Here is a 16,280-nt window from a genome sequence, read left to right as displayed (position 1 = left end):
AACCAAGCAACAACAAAGGAGCACTCTCGTGACTGAGCGCATTGTTCTGGCCTACTCCGGTGGCCTTGATACTTCCGTAGCCATCGGCTGGATCGGTGAAGCCACCGGGGCCGAGGTCATCGCCGTGGCCGTCGACGTCGGACAGGGCGGCGAGTCGCTGGAGACCATCCGCCAGCGCGCCCTCGGCTGCGGCGCCGTCGAGGCCTACGTCGCCGACGCCCGCGACGAATTCGCCAACGAATACGCCATGCCCACGCTGAAGGCCAACGCCCTCTACCAGGGCCACTACCCGCTGGTTTCGGCGATTTCACGTCCCGTGATCGTCAAGCACCTCGTCAAGGCCGCCCGCGAATTCGGTGCCACCACCGTTGCGCACGGTTGCACGGGCAAGGGCAACGACCAGGTCCGCTTCGAGGTCGGCATCCAGACCCTGGGCCCGGACTTGAAATGCATCGCACCTGTCCGCGACCTCGCCCTGACCCGCGACAAGGCCATCGCCTTCGCCGAGGAAAAGGGACTGCCGATCGAGACCACGAAGAAGAACCCGTACTCGATCGACCAGAACGTCTGGGGACGCGCCGTCGAGACCGGCTACCTCGAGGACATCTGGAACGCTCCCACCAAGGACATCTACGACTACACGGCCACACCGGAATTCCCGCCGGCACCGGACGAAGTCACCATTACCTTCGAAGCCGGCGTCCCGGTGGCCATCGACGGCATCAAGCACACTCCACTCCAGGTCATCCAGGAACTGAACCGCCGCGCCGGTGCCCAGGGCGTTGGCCGCATCGACGTTGTCGAGGACCGCCTGGTCGGCATCAAGTCGCGCGAAATCTACGAGGCTCCGGGCGCCATGGCCCTCATTACCGCCCACAAGCACCTCGAGGACGTCACCATCGAGCGCGAGCAGGCCCGCTTCAAGGCCACGGTCGGCCAGCGTTGGTCCGAGCTGGTCTACGACGGCCAGTGGTTCTCCCCGCTCAAGCGCTCCCTGGACGCTTTCATCGAGGACACCCAGAAGTACGTCTCCGGCGACATCCGCATGGTCCTTCACGGCGGCCAGGCCATCGTGAACGGCCGCCGCTCCGACACCTCGCTCTACGACTTCGACCTCGCCACGTACGACACCGGCGACACCTTCGACCAGTCGCAGGCCAAGGGCTTCATCGAGCTATGGGGAATGTCCTCCAAGGTCGCCGCAGGCCGTGACCTGCGAGTGTCAGGCAAATGACGTCCGTGGGCCCTCGGACGCCGGGGAGCGAGGTTGGGGAGCGTTCGGGGACGAATGAAGGTGCGCTGTGGGGCGGCCGGTTCGCCGGCGGTCCCGCGGATGCGCTTGCCGCACTGAGCAAGTCCACGCACTTTGACTGGCGGCTGGCCCGCTACGACATCGCCGGCTCCAAGGCGCATGCCCGCGTGCTGCACAAAGCGGGGCTGCTGGACGACGGCGAACTCCAAGGCATGCTCGAGGCGCTCACCTCGCTGGATGACGACGTCGCGAGCGGTGCGTACCAGCCCGCCGAGAGCGATGAGGACGTCCACGGTTCCCTCGAACGCGGGCTCATTGAGCGTGCGGGAACCCACCTGGGAGGCAAGCTCCGGGCAGGGCGTTCGCGCAATGACCAGGTGGCCACGTTGGGCCGCATGTTCCTGCGCGACCACGCACGCATCATCGCCCGCGGTGTGCTCGCCACGATCGATGCCCTCGTTGAGCAGGCCAAGGCCCACCATGGCGTTGCCATGCCCGGCCGGACGCACTTGCAGCATGCCCAGCCTGTCCTGCTGAGCCACCACCTTCTGGCCCACGCCTGGGCACTGTTGCGCGACGTGCAGCGGTTCCAGGACTGGGACAAGCGCGCCGGCGTCTCGCCGTACGGTTCCGGCGCTTTGGCCGGTTCCTCCCTCGGCCTGGATCCCGAGGCAGTCGCAGCGGATCTCGGGTTCTTCTCGGCAGTGCACAACTCGATCGACGGCACGGCTTCGCGCGATGTCTTCGCCGAGTTCGCATGGATCTGCTCGATGATCGGCATCGACCTTTCGCGGGTCTCCGAGGAAGTCATTCTGTGGGCCACCAAGGAGTTCTCCTTTGTGACGCTCCATGATTCGTACTCCACGGGGTCTTCGATCATGCCGCAGAAGAAGAATCCGGACGTCGCCGAGCTCGCCCGCGGCAAGGCAGGGCGCCTCATCGGCAACCTGGCCGGCCTGTTGGCAACGCTCAAAGGCCTGCCGCTCGCGTACAACCGCGACCTGCAGGAAGACAAGGAACCGGTTTTCGACGCCGCGGACACCTTGGAAGTGCTGCTCCCGGCTGTCTCCGGCATGATCGCCACGCTCACCTTCAACACCGAGCGCATGGCTTCCCTGGCACCGCAGGGCTTCGCACTTGCCACGGACATCGCCGAATGGCTTGTCCGCCAGGGAGTGCCGTTCCGGGAGGCACACGAGCTCTCCGGAGCGGCGGTGAAGCTGGCTGAAGGGCGCAGCGTTGAGCTGTGGGACCTGACGGACGAAGAGTACGCGGGCATTTCGGAGCACCTTACCCCCGAGGTCCGCACCGTGCTCAGCACCGAAGGGTCGCTCAACAGCCGGAACTCCCAGGGCGGAACGGCCCCGGCCGCCGTCGAGCGCCAACTGCTTGCCCTCGAAGCTGAACTCGCAGTGGTTCGGAAGTACGCGCAGTAACCAAAGCAGGTCCACACCGGTGGGCATTTCGCGGCAGTGTCTTACGCAAAAGCTGCCACGAAATGCCCGCCGTTGTCAGTTAATCCTCGTTAACAGCCGTTAACTCTGTCGGATACTATGGCGCTATGACCGAGATCACTACCTCAGCGCTTCTTGCCGAGCTCCACAAAGCAGCCGGCACTGTCACCGACGTTGTCGCCAAACTCGACGACGCCGATGTTGCAGCTCCCTCTGAGCTGCCCGGGTGGACCCGCGGCCACGTGCTGGCGCACATTGCCGGCATCTCCAATGCCATGGCCCGCCAGCTGGAATACGCCGCGCGCGGCGAGACCATCGACATCTACGACGGCGGCTACGAGGGCCGTACGAAGGCCATTGAGCTGGCTGCGAGCCACAGCCTCGCTCAACACCGTGCGGCCACGGAAGCGGCCCTCGCCCGGGCCCTGAGGGCCTTCGACGGTCTCGTGGAGTCCGGCTGGAACACCCGGATCAGCTTCCGGAATGGAACAGTGCTCGACGGCGGCCTGGCGCTCTGGCGCGAACTGGTCATCCACGTCACGGATCTGGGAGTCGGCCGCGGCCCGGAGGCCTGGAGCCGGCAATTCTGCGAGCATCTCTTCGATTTCCTCTCCGCCCGAGTGCCGGCCGACCAGAAATTCGTACTCCAGCCCCTGGGCCTGCCGCAGCTTGTCATTGGCTCGGGCCGGCAGTCCGTCGCGATCAACGGCATGATCACCGATATCGCCGCCTGGCTCGCCGGGCGCACGCCTACCCTGGGGAGCCTGCGCGCCTCTGCTGACGCGGACGGTGTTGACTTGCCGGAGCTTCTCCCGTGGCCATCGAGCGTTCCCGCGGCGCACTAGCGCTGGCGCGCTTGCTTGCCGCTGCCCGCCACAGGTGCATCGTGGCGTAGGAACGCCACGGGCTCACGTTGCGGAAATCGGCAGGCAGGCCTTCCGCGGCCGCTAGATTCTTGAGGCCGTTCCGAACCGCTGCATCGTTGGCGAGGAAAACATCCGGGTCGCCGATGACCCTCATCGCCACGTAGCCCACGGTCCATGGTCCGACGCCGGGAAGCGGCAATAGCTTGTCGGCCAGTGTTTGGGGGTCGTCGCCATAGTCGAAGTCGAGCTCCCCGCAGGCCATCGCTGCTGCTGCGGCCAGCACGGAGTCTATGCGGCGCTGTGGGCCCTTCAGTAGTTCCCGGCCCGAGCCGGCGATCTCCTCAACCGTGGGAAACAGACGATCCAGGCCCAGTGCGTGTCCTGCGTGGCCTTCCGGCAGGCGGGTTCCGGCGTCGGAAAGTTGGGTCAGCGCCGTGCGGGCGGCGGCTACGGTGATTTGCTGGCCGATCATCGCCCGGATCAGCAGCTCTTGGGGATCCACGGCACCCGGAACCCTGATCCCGGGCGTATCGCGAACTGACGGGCCGAGCCTGGCATCGGAACCCAACGCCTCGTCCACGGCGACGGGATCGGCGTCGAGATCGAACAATCGCCGCACCCGGCTGAGGAGCACGGGAAGATCGTGGAGATCGAGGGTGCTGACGGCGAGGGTCAGGGCGCCGCCGCGCGCCCCGGCGTCGTACTCCACGGTGAACGCCGCATTGCCGCGGGGCAAGCGGAGGGCCCGCGTATAGCTGCTGGAGTTCGCCAGCTCGACGCCGGGAACCGCGCGGGCCGCGAGGAAATCGAAAATCCCTGTGTCGAACGGCTCCCGGTACGGGAGGTTGAGGGTCAGAGAGGTAGCCTCGCCCTGTCTGCCGTGATGGCCAATGGGCTTCGCGGTGGCCCGGAGCGCCGTCGGTGTCAGGGCGAAGACTTCGTTGATGGTGTCGTTGAACTGGCGGACACTGTTGAATCCGGCAGCGAAAGCCACATCCGAGAGTTTCATCGAGGTGGAGACCAGGAGCGTCCTGGCCGTCTGCGCCCGGCTGGCCCGCGCCAGGGACAGCGGCCCGGCGCCAAGTTCATGACTGAGGATCCTGTTGAGCTGGCGGGAGGAATAGCCCAGCCTGGTGGCGAGTCCTTCGACGCCGACCCGGGAGAGCGCGCCGTCGTTGATGAGCCGCATCGCCCTCCCGGCGATGTCCGAGCGCAGGTTCCACGCAGGCGTGCCAGGAACCGCCTCCGGGAGGCAGCGTTTGCACGCCCTGTACCCGGCCTCGTGCGCCGCCGCCGAGGTTTCGTAGAAGGTCACGTTTTCTGCCTTGGGTGTCCGTGCCGGGCACGACGGCCGGCAGTAGATGCCCGTCGAACGGACGGCGGTGAAGAACTGGCCGTCGAACCGGGGATCCCGCGCGTCGATAGCGCGGTAGCGCTGCCAAAAGTCCATGGCTTCATCCTTTCAGCATCGGCAGGCTCTTCCTAGCGGAAATCGGACATTGCCGGCGGCGGATCGAGCTGATGGATTTTGCTAGGGTCTGGGCATGACAACGCAGAGCCAATCCACGGAGGCCATCCGGGCCATTCTTTCCGGAGATCCGCGGGACGTTGCTCCTTTGCTCCTCGGCGCAGTGCTGAGCCACCGGACGCCCGAGGGCACGGTATCCGTCCGGCTCAGCGAGGTGGAAGCGTATCTGGGTCCGCGGGGCTCGGGTCAACCCGATCCTGGCTCCCACACCTTTGGCGGCCCCACCGCCCGCAACGCACCCATGTTCGGTCCGGCAGGCCACCTCTACGTCTACTTCACGTATGGCATGCACTATTGCGCCAACATTGTCTGCGGTCCCGACGGCGTTGCGTCCGCGCTGCTGTTGCGGGCAGGGGAGGTGGTGGCCGGGCACGCCTTGGCGCAGTCCCGGCGTCCGGCGTCGAAGTCCCTGAGCGACCTCGCCAGCGGGCCGGCGCGACTCGCCTCCGCAATGGGGCTGACCACGGCGGACAGCGGCCGCGATGCCTTGGCCGAGCCGTTCGGCCTCGAACTTCCGGTTACCCCGGCTGCGCCATCAGCAGTCGCGAGTGGTCTCCGCGTAGGAGTATCCGGCGACGGCGGTTCCGCCGACTACCCGTGGCGGTTCTGGCTTTCCGGGGATCCGACGGTGTCCCGCTACAAGCCGGGCAGGAGCCGCGCCGTCTAGAGGCCTCCGGGGATCCTCAGGCGGCGTGTTCGGTCCGGGTCGGTTCGGCGACATACACGCAGTGGTTGTCGGGCACTTCGAAGGGCGCCAGGCGGCCGAGCAATGACTCGCGCACGTGGGGCCACTCATCGCGCAGGATCGAGAAAACGGCGGTATCGCAACGGCTGCCGTCGGGAGCGAAACGGTGCCCGCGCAGCGTGCCCTCGTAGCTGGCCCCGAGCCGCTGAATGGCCGAGGCGCTGCGGGTATTCCGGGCATCGCAGCGGAAGGCAACCCGGTGGACGTCCAGCACATCGAAGGAGTAGGCCAGCAGCAGTTGCTTCGCGGCGGGATTGACATGGCTACCCCAGAACGGGCGCCCGTAAAATGTGCCGCCGATTTCCAGGCGCTGCTGGCGGGGACTGTACTCGCACAGCGAGGTGGTTCCGAGCAGCGCGCCGGTCCGCTGCTCGACGACCGCGAATGGAATGGTTGCCGGATCTTCGAGGCGGGCTGTGAAGAGTTCGGCCAGTTCCGCCGCGCTCAAGGGCTGCTCGGCGGCCATGCCGGACCACATCCCGGAGTCCACGAAATCGAAGAGCGGACCGGCATGTGCAGGGGAGAGTGGGACCAGGCTGATGCCGTGTCGCGTAAGGGCAACGTCGTGCTGCATTGCAGCATTTAAGCACCACTGGGTGCGGATGGAAAAGCTCAGGGGGTTAGCGGCGGGTGAACATTGTATGACGCACCGGCGTGCGGGCAGTTTCACGCACGTCAAGCAAAACCGCTGTAGAATGGACGGTCCGTCTTTTTCGATAGGGGAACGTTTCGATGCACGACGCTGATTTGATCCACGAGCGGGAGTACGTGGCCGGTCTCTACTCGCGCCTGGATGAGCTGCGGGAGGAAAAGCGCCAACAGCTGGCGCAGGTCCGGCGCGCCGGAGCGGTGGGAACCATGCAGAACGTTTCCGAAAGGGACGCCTTCGCGGCACTGTACGAGGACCGCCTCGCCCAGCTCGACGCCGTCGACGACCGTCTCGTGTTCGGGCGCCTCGACCTGGACACCGGGGAGGCGCAGTACATCGGCCGCATCGGACTGTCCACCGCGGACCTCCAGCGGCTTATGGTCGACTGGCGCGCCCCGGAAGCCGGCCACTTCTACCAGGCGACCGCCTTCGACCGGCAGGGCGTCCGCCGTCGTCGTCACCTGATCCTGCAAGGCCGCGAGGTCAAGGCGATCGAAGACGATGTCCTGGATGCCAGCATGCTGGCGGACAACGCCTCGCTCCAGGGTGAGGGCGCACTCCTTGCCGCCCTGAATTCCAAGCGCACCGGCCGCATGTCGGACATCGTCGGCACCATCCAGTCCGAGCAGGACCGGATCATCCGTTCGTCCATGTCGGGTGCCTTGGTCGTCCAAGGCGGTCCCGGTACCGGAAAGACGGCCGTCGCGCTCCACCGCGCCGCCTACCTGCTGTACACCCACCGTGACCGCCTGAAGTCCGCGGGCGTGCTGCTCGTCGGGCCTTCCTCGTCGTTCATGCACTACATCGAGCGGGTCCTGCCTTCCCTCGGCGAGACCGGCGTCGTCATGGCGAGCCTGGGCCGCCTCATGCCCGGAATCCATGCCGTCCCGGAACAGGATCCCGACGTCGCAGCGCTCAAGGGCAAGCTGAACATGGCCGACGTGATTGCCAACGCCGTAGCCAACCGCCAGCGGACTCCCGCCGAGGACCGCATCCTCGAGGTCGATTCCCGCAAGCTCACACTGTCCGTGCGGCAAGTCCGCCGCGCCCGGGACAGGGCACGCGCTACCGGCAAGCCGCACAACGAAGCCCGCGTGACGTTCGTGAAGATTCTGCTGCGCGAACTCACGGAGCAGCTGACGGAGATTGTCGAGGAATCGAATATCGGCAACAACGCCGACCGTTCCTATCTCGCCGAAGACGTCCGTTCGGCACGCGACGTCAGGATCGTCCTGAACCTGTGCTGGATGCCGATGACGCCCGAGAAGCTCGTGTCCGAGCTCTTCAGCAAGCCAGCCATCCTGGAAGCCTGCACCCCGCATCTCACACCGGCACAGCGTGCGCTACTTCTTCGCCCCGCGGATGCGCCGTGGACCGAAGCCGATATTCCGCTGCTCGACGAGGCCGCTGAGCTCCTCGGCGAGCTGGATCCCGCCGCCGGCAGGGGACTGGCACAGCAAGAGCATGATCGTGCCCGCGACATCGCCAACGCCAAGCAGACCCTGGTCAACATGGAGGCCATGGGGGTCGACGTGTTGATGACGGCCGAGGAATTGGCGGACCAGAACCAGGAACGCGAAACGCGGTTGACAGCGGCGGAACGGGCCACGAGCGACCGTTCGTGGGCGTTCGGGCACATCGTGGTTGACGAAGCCCAGGAACTCTCGCCCATGCAGTGGCGGCTCTTGGTCCGCCGCTGCCCCTTGAAGTCCTTCACGATCGTCGGCGACATCGCCCAGACGAGTTCCTCTGCCGGTGCGAATTCCTGGCAAAGTGCCCTCGCGCCGTCGTTCGGGGACCGCTGGCAGCTCGAAGAACTCACCGTCAACTACCGCACCCCCTCGCAGATCGCGGAAGCGGCGGTCCGCATGGCGAACCGCGCGGGGCTGGTTGTTTCGGCTCCCAAAGCCGTGCGTGAAGGCAAATGGTCGCCCATCGTGGACCGTGTGGACGAAGCGGGGATGGTGGACCGTCTCGTTGAGGTCCTTCCGGAAGAACTGGAAGCGATCGACGGCGGCCTCCTCGCGGTGATCGCCGACGGCGCCCTCCTGCCGCGCGCCGCAGCCGCCCTCCGCGGGGTGTATGGCCACCGTGTGGGCACCGGAGCGGGCAGCTACTCCCAGGACATCGTGGTCATCAGCCCCAAGGAAGCCAAGGGCCTCGAGTTCGATGGTGTCGTGGTTCTTGAGCCTGCTGCCATGCTGAACCACGAACACGGGAAGGTGGGCGATCTCTACGTCGCGATGACCCGTCCGACGCAGCGGCTGCGCCTCATCACCGCCGCGCCGTTGCCCGCGGGTATCGAACGCTGAGCCATGCAAGCAAGACGAACGGCAATCCTGCTAACTTAGAACTCGTGTCACACGTAAACAACCTCGAGTCCCAACACAACGACCCGGGCTTTGCCAATATCTGGCAAGAGCTCAAATGGCGCGGCCTTATCCACGTTTCCACTGATGAAACGGAATTGGAAAAGCTCCTCGCAGGGGACCCGATCACGTATTACTGTGGCTTCGACCCCACGGCTCCGTCCCTGCACCTTGGCAACCTTGTCCAGCTCCTGCTCATGCGTCGCCTGCAGTTGGCCGGCCACAAGCCGCTCGGCCTGGTGGGTGGCTCCACGGGCCTCATCGGCGATCCGCGCCCGACGGCGGAACGCACCTTGAACACCAAGGACACCGTTTCGGAGTGGGTCGGCTACCTTCAGGCACAGGTCCGCCGCTTCCTCAGCTTCGAGGGAGACAACGCGGCACGCATGGTGAACAACCTTGACTGGACCGCGCCGCTGAGTGCCATCGATTTCCTGCGCGAAATCGGCAAGCACTTCCGCGTGGGCACCATGCTCCGCAAGGATGCCGTTGCGTCCCGCCTCAACTCGGACGAGGGCATCAGCTACACCGAGTTCAGCTACCAGATCCTGCAGGGCATGGATTACCTCCAGCTCAACCGCGACTACGGTTGCGTGCTGCAGACCGGAGGTTCGGACCAGTGGGGCAACCTCACGAGCGGGACGGAGCTGATCCGCAAGGTCGATGGGAAGGTTGTCCACGCCCTCGGCACGCCCCTCATCACCAACTCGGACGGCACCAAGTTCGGTAAGAGCGAAGGCAACGCCATTTGGCTCGATGCCCACATGTGCAGCCCCTACGCCTTCTACCAGTTCTGGCTCAACACCGCGGATGCCGACGTCGTTGACCGCCTCAAGGTCTTCACTTTCCTTAGCCGCGCCGAGACTGAGGAGCTTGGAGCCGCTGTCGCCGAGCGTCCGTTCGCACGCGAGGGCCAGCGCAGGCTTGCCTACGAAGTCACCTCGTTGGTTCACGGAGTCGACGCAACGGAGAAAGTGATCGCTGCTTCGGCTGCGCTGTTCGGCAACGGTGATCTCTCGGTTCTGGACGAAGTGACCTTGGCGTCCGCAACTGCCGAGCTGCCGTCTGCCTCGATCGGCGCGGATGGCCTGGGCATCGTCGACCTCCTGGTTGCTTCCGGACTGTCCGAGAGCAAGTCCGCTGCCCGACGCACGGTGGGGGAGGGCGGCGCCTACGTGAACAACAGCAAGGTGACCGACCCCGACGCCGTGATCGACCAGGCGGAACTGCTTCACGGCCGGTACCTTTTGTTACGCCGCGGGAAGAAGAATCTCGCCACTGTCGAAGTGACGGCCTGACGCTTATTTAGTTCCGGGGCGTGTTCCTGCGGGGGCGCGCCAGACGGACTGTTGCATGCTCCATTGCACGCTCCTCCGGGCCGACTTGCGCGGCTCCGGAGGAGCGTGTATCGTTTTCTGAGTCGCTGCCGCTAAAGCGGATAAATTGCGACAAAATCCCATTGAGTGTGAATCATCCGATTTAGACGAAAAGTCTGGGACTCGGATGATTTATTGACTCTGTGGGGAAATTCGATCCATTTGGGTGAATTTCCGGAGAAATCCTGGATTTGCAAAGTGGAAATGAATGAAATAAAGTAGAAACATCGCAGCGAGGAAATGCGGAACATCGAATTCAATTGAATTTGTTCCGGGAAGTAATCGAATTGCGTCTGTTGTTTGAGAACTCAATAGTGTGCCAAGTTTGTTGATACCGATTTTTTATTAAATTGGTTGTTTTGGCTGGTTCTGTGTCGCTTTGGTGGCGTGGGGCTGGTTTTTTACAGCTGGTTTCAAATTTTGTGCAGCTCTTCTGCCGTTATTTCCGGTGGTTGTGGTTGTGTCTGTTTTTGTTTTACTTCAACGGAGAGTTTGATCCTGGCTCAGGATGAACGCTGGCGGCGTGCTTAACACATGCAAGTCGAACGATGATCTCCAGCTTGCTGGGGGGATTAGTGGCGAACGGGTGAGTAACACGTGAGTAACCTGCCCTTGACTCTGGGATAAGCCTGGGAAACTGGGTCTAATACCGGATACGACTGCTCCGCGCATGCGGTGGTGGTGGAAAGCTTTTGCGGTTTTGGATGGACTCGCGGCCTATCAGCTTGTTGGTGGGGTAATGGCCTACCAAGGCGACGACGGGTAGCCGGCCTGAGAGGGTGACCGGCCACACTGGGACTGAGACACGGCCCAGACTCCTACGGGAGGCAGCAGTGGGGAATATTGCACAATGGGCGAAAGCCTGATGCAGCGACGCCGCGTGAGGGATGACGGCCTTCGGGTTGTAAACCTCTTTCAGTAGGGAAGAAGCGAAAGTGACGGTACCTGCAGAAGAAGCGCCGGCTAACTACGTGCCAGCAGCCGCGGTAATACGTAGGGCGCAAGCGTTATCCGGAATTATTGGGCGTAAAGAGCTCGTAGGCGGTTTGTCGCGTCTGCTGTGAAAGACCGGGGCTCAACTCCGGTTCTGCAGTGGGTACGGGCAGACTAGAGTGATGTAGGGGAGACTGGAATTCCTGGTGTAGCGGTGAAATGCGCAGATATCAGGAGGAACACCGATGGCGAAGGCAGGTCTCTGGGCATTAACTGACGCTGAGGAGCGAAAGCATGGGGAGCGAACAGGATTAGATACCCTGGTAGTCCATGCCGTAAACGTTGGGCACTAGGTGTGGGGGACATTCCACGTTTTCCGCGCCGTAGCTAACGCATTAAGTGCCCCGCCTGGGGAGTACGGCCGCAAGGCTAAAACTCAAAGGAATTGACGGGGGCCCGCACAAGCGGCGGAGCATGCGGATTAATTCGATGCAACGCGAAGAACCTTACCAAGGCTTGACATGAACCGGTAACGCCTGGAAACAGGTGCCCCGCTTGCGGTCGGTTTACAGGTGGTGCATGGTTGTCGTCAGCTCGTGTCGTGAGATGTTGGGTTAAGTCCCGCAACGAGCGCAACCCTCGTTCTATGTTGCCAGCGCGTGATGGCGGGGACTCATAGGAGACTGCCGGGGTCAACTCGGAGGAAGGTGGGGACGACGTCAAATCATCATGCCCCTTATGTCTTGGGCTTCACGCATGCTACAATGGCCGGTACAAAGGGTTGCGATACTGTGAGGTGGAGCTAATCCCAAAAAGCCGGTCTCAGTTCGGATTGGGGTCTGCAACTCGACCCCATGAAGTCGGAGTCGCTAGTAATCGCAGATCAGCAACGCTGCGGTGAATACGTTCCCGGGCCTTGTACACACCGCCCGTCAAGTCACGAAAGTTGGTAACACCCGAAGCCGGTGGCCTAACCCTTGTGGGGGGAGCCGTCGAAGGTGGGACCGGCGATTGGGACTAAGTCGTAACAAGGTAGCCGTACCGGAAGGTGCGGCTGGATCACCTCCTTTCTAAGGAGCACCATTATCGCTCCCTGTCCGGCCGCATGGTTGGTTGGGGGGTGTGTGGAAGCAAAGCCCATTGCGCAGGCGTCTGTTCTGCGGTGGGTGCTCATGGGTGGAATATCAGCAGATAGCGGCCGGTTGGTTCTTGTCCGCCCCTAGTACGGATGCTCTTTGAGTGTCTTGGAACGGTGCGGGTGGGGGGTGGCCGGTTTTCGTGTTTGGCACACTGTTGGGTCCTGAGGCAACAGGGCCGTGGCGTGGGGTGCGTGGCCTGTGAGGGTTGCGTGGTTTCCGTGGTGCGGGTTTGTGTGTTTCTGGTTTCCTGGCTGCATGGTCTTCGTGCGTTCGTGGTTGTTCTTCGTCTTTGGTGGCGGGGGTGGCCGGGTGCGGGGGGGTGTGGTACGGGGTTGTTGTTTGAGAACTACATAGTGGACGCGAGCATCTGATACGGGCCGGCCTTCGGGTTTGGTTCGTGTCATACAGCAATTTCTTTTTATGAACCTGGATCCGGCCATGCTTTGGTGTGGCGGTTTCTGTGGTTCTCTCGAGAAGTTTTTTGATCTTGTGTGGTCAAGTTTTTAAGGGCACACGGTGGATGCCTTGGCATTAGGAGCCGAAGAAGGACGTAGGAATCTGCGATAAGCCTGGGGGAGTTGATAACCGAACGGTGATCCCAGGATGTCCGAATGGGGAAACCCCGCCAGACGCGCTTGCGTGATCTGGTGACCCGCATCTGAACACATAGGGTGCGTGGGGGGAACGCGGGGAAGTGAAACATCTCAGTACCCGCAGGAAGAGAAAACAAGAGTGATTCCGTTAGTAGTGGCGAGCGAACGCGGATGAGGCTAAACCGTTCCATGTGTGATAGCCGGCGGGCGTTGCATGGGCGGGGTTGTGGGACTTTCCGTACTGGTTCTGCCGGACCGGTGGGGTGAGAGCATGGACATAGGTGAACGGTCTTGAAAGGCCGGCCGGAGAGGGTGTTAGCCCCGTAACCGTAATGTTGTGTGCCGCCTGGAGAGGATCCCAAGTAGCACGGGGCCCGAGAAATCCCGTGTGAATCTGTCAGGACCACCTGATAAGCCTAAATACTTCCTAATGACCGATAGCGGACCAGTACCGTGAGGGAAAGGTGAAAAGTACCCCGGGAGGGGAGTGAAACAGTACCTGAAACCGTGTGCTTACAATCCGTCGGAGCAACCTTGTAGTTGTGACGGCGTGCCTTTTGAAGAATGAGCCTGCGAGTTAGTGTTACGTCGCGAGGTTAACCCGTGTGGGGTAGCCGTAGCGAAAGCGAGTCTGAATAGGGCGAGTGTAGTGGCGTGATCTAGACCCGAAGCGGAGTGATCTACCCATGGCCAGGTTGAAGCGACGGTAAGACGTCGTGGAGGACCGAACCCACTTCAGTTGAAAATGGAGGGGATGAGCTGTGGGTAGGGGTGAAAGGCCAATCAAACTCCGTGATAGCTGGTTCTCCCCGAAATGCATTTAGGTGCAGCGTTGCGTGTTTCTTGCCGGAGGTAGAGCTACTGGATGGCCGATGGGCCCTACAAGGTTACTGACGTCAGCCAAACTCCGAATGCCGGTAAGTGAGAGCGCAGCAGTGAGACTGTGGGGGATAAGCTTCATAGTCGAGAGGGAAACAGCCCAGACCACCAACTAAGGCCCCTAAGCGTGTGCTAAGTGGGAAAGGATGTGGAGTTGCGAAGACAACCAGGAGGTTGGCTTAGAAGCAGCCATCCTTGAAAGAGTGCGTAATAGCTCACTGGTCAAGTGATTCCGCGCCGACAATGTAGCGGGGCTCAAGTACACCGCCGAAGTTGTGGATTTCAGATAGTAGACAAGCCTTCGTGGTTCAGTCGTCTGGAGTGGTAGGGGAGCGTCGTGTGGGCGGTGAAGTCGCGGTGTAAACCAGCGGTGGAGCCTACACGAGTGAGAATGCAGGCATGAGTAGCGAAAGACGGGTGAGAAACCCGTCCGCCGAATGATCAAGGGTTCCAGGGTCAAGCTAATCTGCCCTGGGTAAGTCGGGACCTAAGGCGAGGCCGACAGGCGTAGTCGATGGACAACGGGTTGATATTCCCGTACCGGCGAAGGACCGCCCATGCCAAGCGGGGGATACTAACCGCCCGGAGCCTGCCCAATCACCCTTGTGGTGTGCGGGTTTTGGCCGAGCGCGGGACCTGATCCCGGGAGGTAAGCGTATTAACAGGTGTGACGCAGGAAGGTAGCCGGGCCGGGCGATGGTTGCCCCGGTCTAAGGATGTAGGGTCAGCGATAGGCAAATCCGTCGCTGTGTCTTTGATGACGTTCCTGAGATCTGATGGGACCCCCGTCATGGGGGGATCCGGTGATCCTATGCTGCCTAGAAAAGCATCGGCGCGAGGTTCCAGCCGCCCGTACCCCAAACCGACACAGGTGATCAGGTAGAGAATACCAAGGCGATCGAGAGAATTATGGTTAAGGAACTCGGCAAAATGCCCCCGTAACTTCGGGAGAAGGGGGGCCCCAACCTTGAACACCACTTGCTGGTGGGAGGGGATCGGGGCCGCAGAGACCAGGGGGAAGCGACTGTTTACTAAAAACACAGGTCCGTGCGAAGTCGCAAGACGATGTATACGGACTGACTCCTGCCCGGTGCTGGAAGGTTAAGAGGACCGGTTAGCCGCAAGGCGAAGCTGAGAATTTAAGCCCCAGTAAACGGCGGTGGTAACTATAACCATCCTAAGGTAGCGAAATTCCTTGTCGGGTAAGTTCCGACCTGCACGAATGGAGTAACGACTTCCCCGCTGTCTCAACCATAAACTCGGCGAAATTGCAGTACGAGTAAAGATGCTCGTTACGCGCAGCAGGACGGAAAGACCCCGAGACCTTTACTATAGTTTGGTATTGGTGTTCGGAGTGGCTTGTGTAGGATAGGTGGGAGACGTTGAAGCCCGGACGCCAGTTCGGGTGGAGTCATCGTTGAAATACCACTCTGGTCACTTTGGACATCTAACTTCGGCCCGTGATCCGGGTCAGGGACAGTGCCTGATGGGTAGTTTAACTGGGGCGGTTGCCTCCTAAAAAGTAACGGAGGCGCCCAAAGGTTCCCTCAGCCTGGTTGGCAATCAGGTGTCGAGTGTAAGTGCACAAGGGAGCTTGACTGTGAGAGAGACATCTCAAGCAGGGACGAAAGTCGGGACTAGTGATCCGGCGGTACATTGTGGAATGGCCGTCGCTCAACGGATAAAAGGTACCTCGGGGATAACAGGCTGATCTTGCCCAAGAGTCCATATCGACGGCATGGTTTGGCACCTCGATGTCGGCTCGTCGCATCCTGGGGCTGGAGTAGGTCCCAAGGGTTGGGCTGTTCGCCCATTAAAGCGGTACGCGAGCTGGGTTTAGAACGTCGTGAGACAGTTCGGTCCCTATCCGCTGCGCGCGCAGGAAATTTGAGAAGGGCTGTCCTTAGTACGAGAGGACCGGGACGGACGAACCTCTGGTGTGTCAGTTGTACTGCCAAGTGCACCGCTGATTAGCTACGTTCGGATGGGATAACCGCTGAAAGCATCTAAGCGGGAAGCTCGCTTCAAGATGAGATTTCCATGCACCTCGTGTGTGAGAGGCCCCCAGCCAGACCACTGGGTTGATAGGCCGGATGTGGAAGACAGGACTAAAGACTGTTGAAGCTGACCGGTACTAATAGGCCGACAACTTACACCACACAAACACGATCACTGCTTGCGTCCACTATGTGGTTCCCGAACAACAAACCCGTTGCTCCAGGAACCAAACAACTGAACAACAACACCACAATGTTGTAACCACGTATCTTCCCACCCCGCACCTGCGGGGACGGGTAACAGGGTTACGGCGGTCATAGCGTGGGGGAAACGCCCGGTCCCATTCCGAACCCGGAAGCTAAGACCCACAGCGCCGATGGTACTGCACCCGGGAGGGTGTGGGAGAGTAGGACACCGCCGGACAACCATTAACGGCCAGGCCCCGACACCACGTGTCGGGGCCTGACCCATTTAACCACCCCCGACCCCAAACCCCGGC

General features: G+C 62.0%; 8 protein-coding genes and 3 rRNA genes. 9 read left to right on the top strand and 2 right to left on the bottom strand.

The window, feature by feature from the left end; all coding sequences use genetic code 11:
• Positions 1-28: 28 nt before the first annotated feature.
• The 3 genes from ACSVHC_RS02950 to ACSVHC_RS02940 all read left to right on the top strand — a co-directional run bounded on the left by ACSVHC_RS02950 (position 29) and on the right by ACSVHC_RS02940 (position 3,551).
• Positions 29-1,234, top strand: coding sequence for an argininosuccinate synthase (locus tag ACSVHC_RS02950; protein ID WP_345449852.1), 1,206 nt, complete (start codon positions 29-31; stop codon positions 1,232-1,234).
• Entirely contained in the window at positions 1,231-2,688 is a 1,458-nt protein-coding gene (gene argH / locus ACSVHC_RS02945; protein WP_437773152.1) for an argininosuccinate lyase, read from the top strand. Before ACSVHC_RS02950 ends, argH begins: the two co-directional genes overlap by 4 nt.
• Positions 2,689-2,813: 125 nt before the next feature.
• Positions 2,814-3,551 carry a maleylpyruvate isomerase family mycothiol-dependent enzyme gene (locus ACSVHC_RS02940; protein WP_437773153.1) on the top strand — a complete coding sequence of 246 codons (738 nt, stop codon included), beginning with the start codon at positions 2,814-2,816 and terminating at the stop codon, positions 3,549-3,551.
• Here ACSVHC_RS02940 and ACSVHC_RS02935 read toward each other — a convergent pair.
• Positions 3,457-5,022 (bottom strand): AlkA N-terminal domain-containing protein, encoded by a 1,566-nt coding sequence (locus ACSVHC_RS02935; RefSeq protein WP_439180575.1) that lies wholly within the window; start codon positions 5,020-5,022, stop codon positions 3,457-3,459. The two genes, ACSVHC_RS02940 and ACSVHC_RS02935, sit on opposite strands and share 95 nt — an antisense overlap.
• A gap of 94 nt (positions 5,023-5,116) precedes the next feature.
• On the opposite strand from ACSVHC_RS02935, the gene ACSVHC_RS02930 reads away from it, so the two are divergent.
• Positions 5,117-5,767: a DNA-3-methyladenine glycosylase gene (locus tag ACSVHC_RS02930; protein WP_437773155.1), complete on the top strand. Its 651-nt coding sequence runs from the start codon at positions 5,117-5,119 to the stop codon at positions 5,765-5,767.
• A gap of 16 nt (positions 5,768-5,783) precedes the next feature.
• Here the strand turns inward: ACSVHC_RS02930 and ACSVHC_RS02925 are convergent, their stop codons facing one another.
• Positions 5,784-6,419, bottom strand: a complete 636-nt coding sequence (locus ACSVHC_RS02925) for a GNAT family N-acetyltransferase (RefSeq protein ID WP_437773156.1) — start codon at positions 6,417-6,419, stop codon at positions 5,784-5,786.
• A 158-nt stretch (positions 6,420-6,577) separates the two neighbouring features.
• On the opposite strand from ACSVHC_RS02925, the gene ACSVHC_RS02920 reads away from it, so the two are divergent.
• The 5 genes from ACSVHC_RS02920 (at position 6,578) to rrf (ending at position 16,204) form a co-directional block, all read left to right on the top strand.
• Positions 6,578-8,806: a HelD family protein gene (locus ACSVHC_RS02920; RefSeq protein ID WP_437773157.1), complete on the top strand. Its 2,229-nt coding sequence runs from the start codon at positions 6,578-6,580 to the stop codon at positions 8,804-8,806.
• A gap of 44 nt (positions 8,807-8,850) precedes the next feature.
• A complete protein-coding gene (gene tyrS / locus ACSVHC_RS02915; RefSeq protein ID WP_437773158.1) occupies positions 8,851-10,161 on the top strand; it encodes a tyrosine--tRNA ligase in 1,311 nt (436 codons plus the stop codon).
• 558 nt (positions 10,162-10,719) lie between these two features.
• A 16S ribosomal RNA gene (locus ACSVHC_RS02910) occupies positions 10,720-12,242 on the top strand.
• A gap of 562 nt (positions 12,243-12,804) precedes the next feature.
• Positions 12,805-15,942 (top strand): 23S ribosomal RNA (locus ACSVHC_RS02905).
• Between the two features lie 145 nt (positions 15,943-16,087).
• Positions 16,088-16,204: ribosomal RNA gene (gene rrf / locus ACSVHC_RS02900) — 5S ribosomal RNA — on the top strand.
• The 16S, 23S and 5S rRNA genes sit together here, the layout of an rRNA operon.
• Positions 16,205-16,280 lie beyond the last annotated feature (76 nt).

This window comes from Arthrobacter sp. KNU-44 (assembly GCF_051843155.1).
GTDB lineage: Bacteria > Actinomycetota > Actinomycetes > Actinomycetales > Micrococcaceae > Arthrobacter.
This window is presented reverse-complemented; position numbering and strand designations above follow the sequence as displayed.

Coding starts and splice junctions, on each gene's coding strand:
- argH (WP_437773152.1), top strand. CDS start 1,231: ATGACGTCCGTGGGCCCTCGGACGCCGGGGAGCGAGGTTGGGGAGCGT.
- ACSVHC_RS02940 (WP_437773153.1), top strand. CDS start 2,814: ATGACCGAGATCACTACCTCAGCGCTTCTTGCCGAGCTCCACAAAGCA.
- ACSVHC_RS02935 (WP_439180575.1), bottom strand. CDS start 5,022: ATGGACTTTTGGCAGCGCTACCGCGCTATCGACGCGCGGGATCCCCGG.
- ACSVHC_RS02930 (WP_437773155.1), top strand. CDS start 5,117: ATGACAACGCAGAGCCAATCCACGGAGGCCATCCGGGCCATTCTTTCC.
- ACSVHC_RS02925 (WP_437773156.1), bottom strand. CDS start 6,419: ATGCAGCACGACGTTGCCCTTACGCGACACGGCATCAGCCTGGTCCCA.
- ACSVHC_RS02920 (WP_437773157.1), top strand. CDS start 6,578: ATGCACGACGCTGATTTGATCCACGAGCGGGAGTACGTGGCCGGTCTC.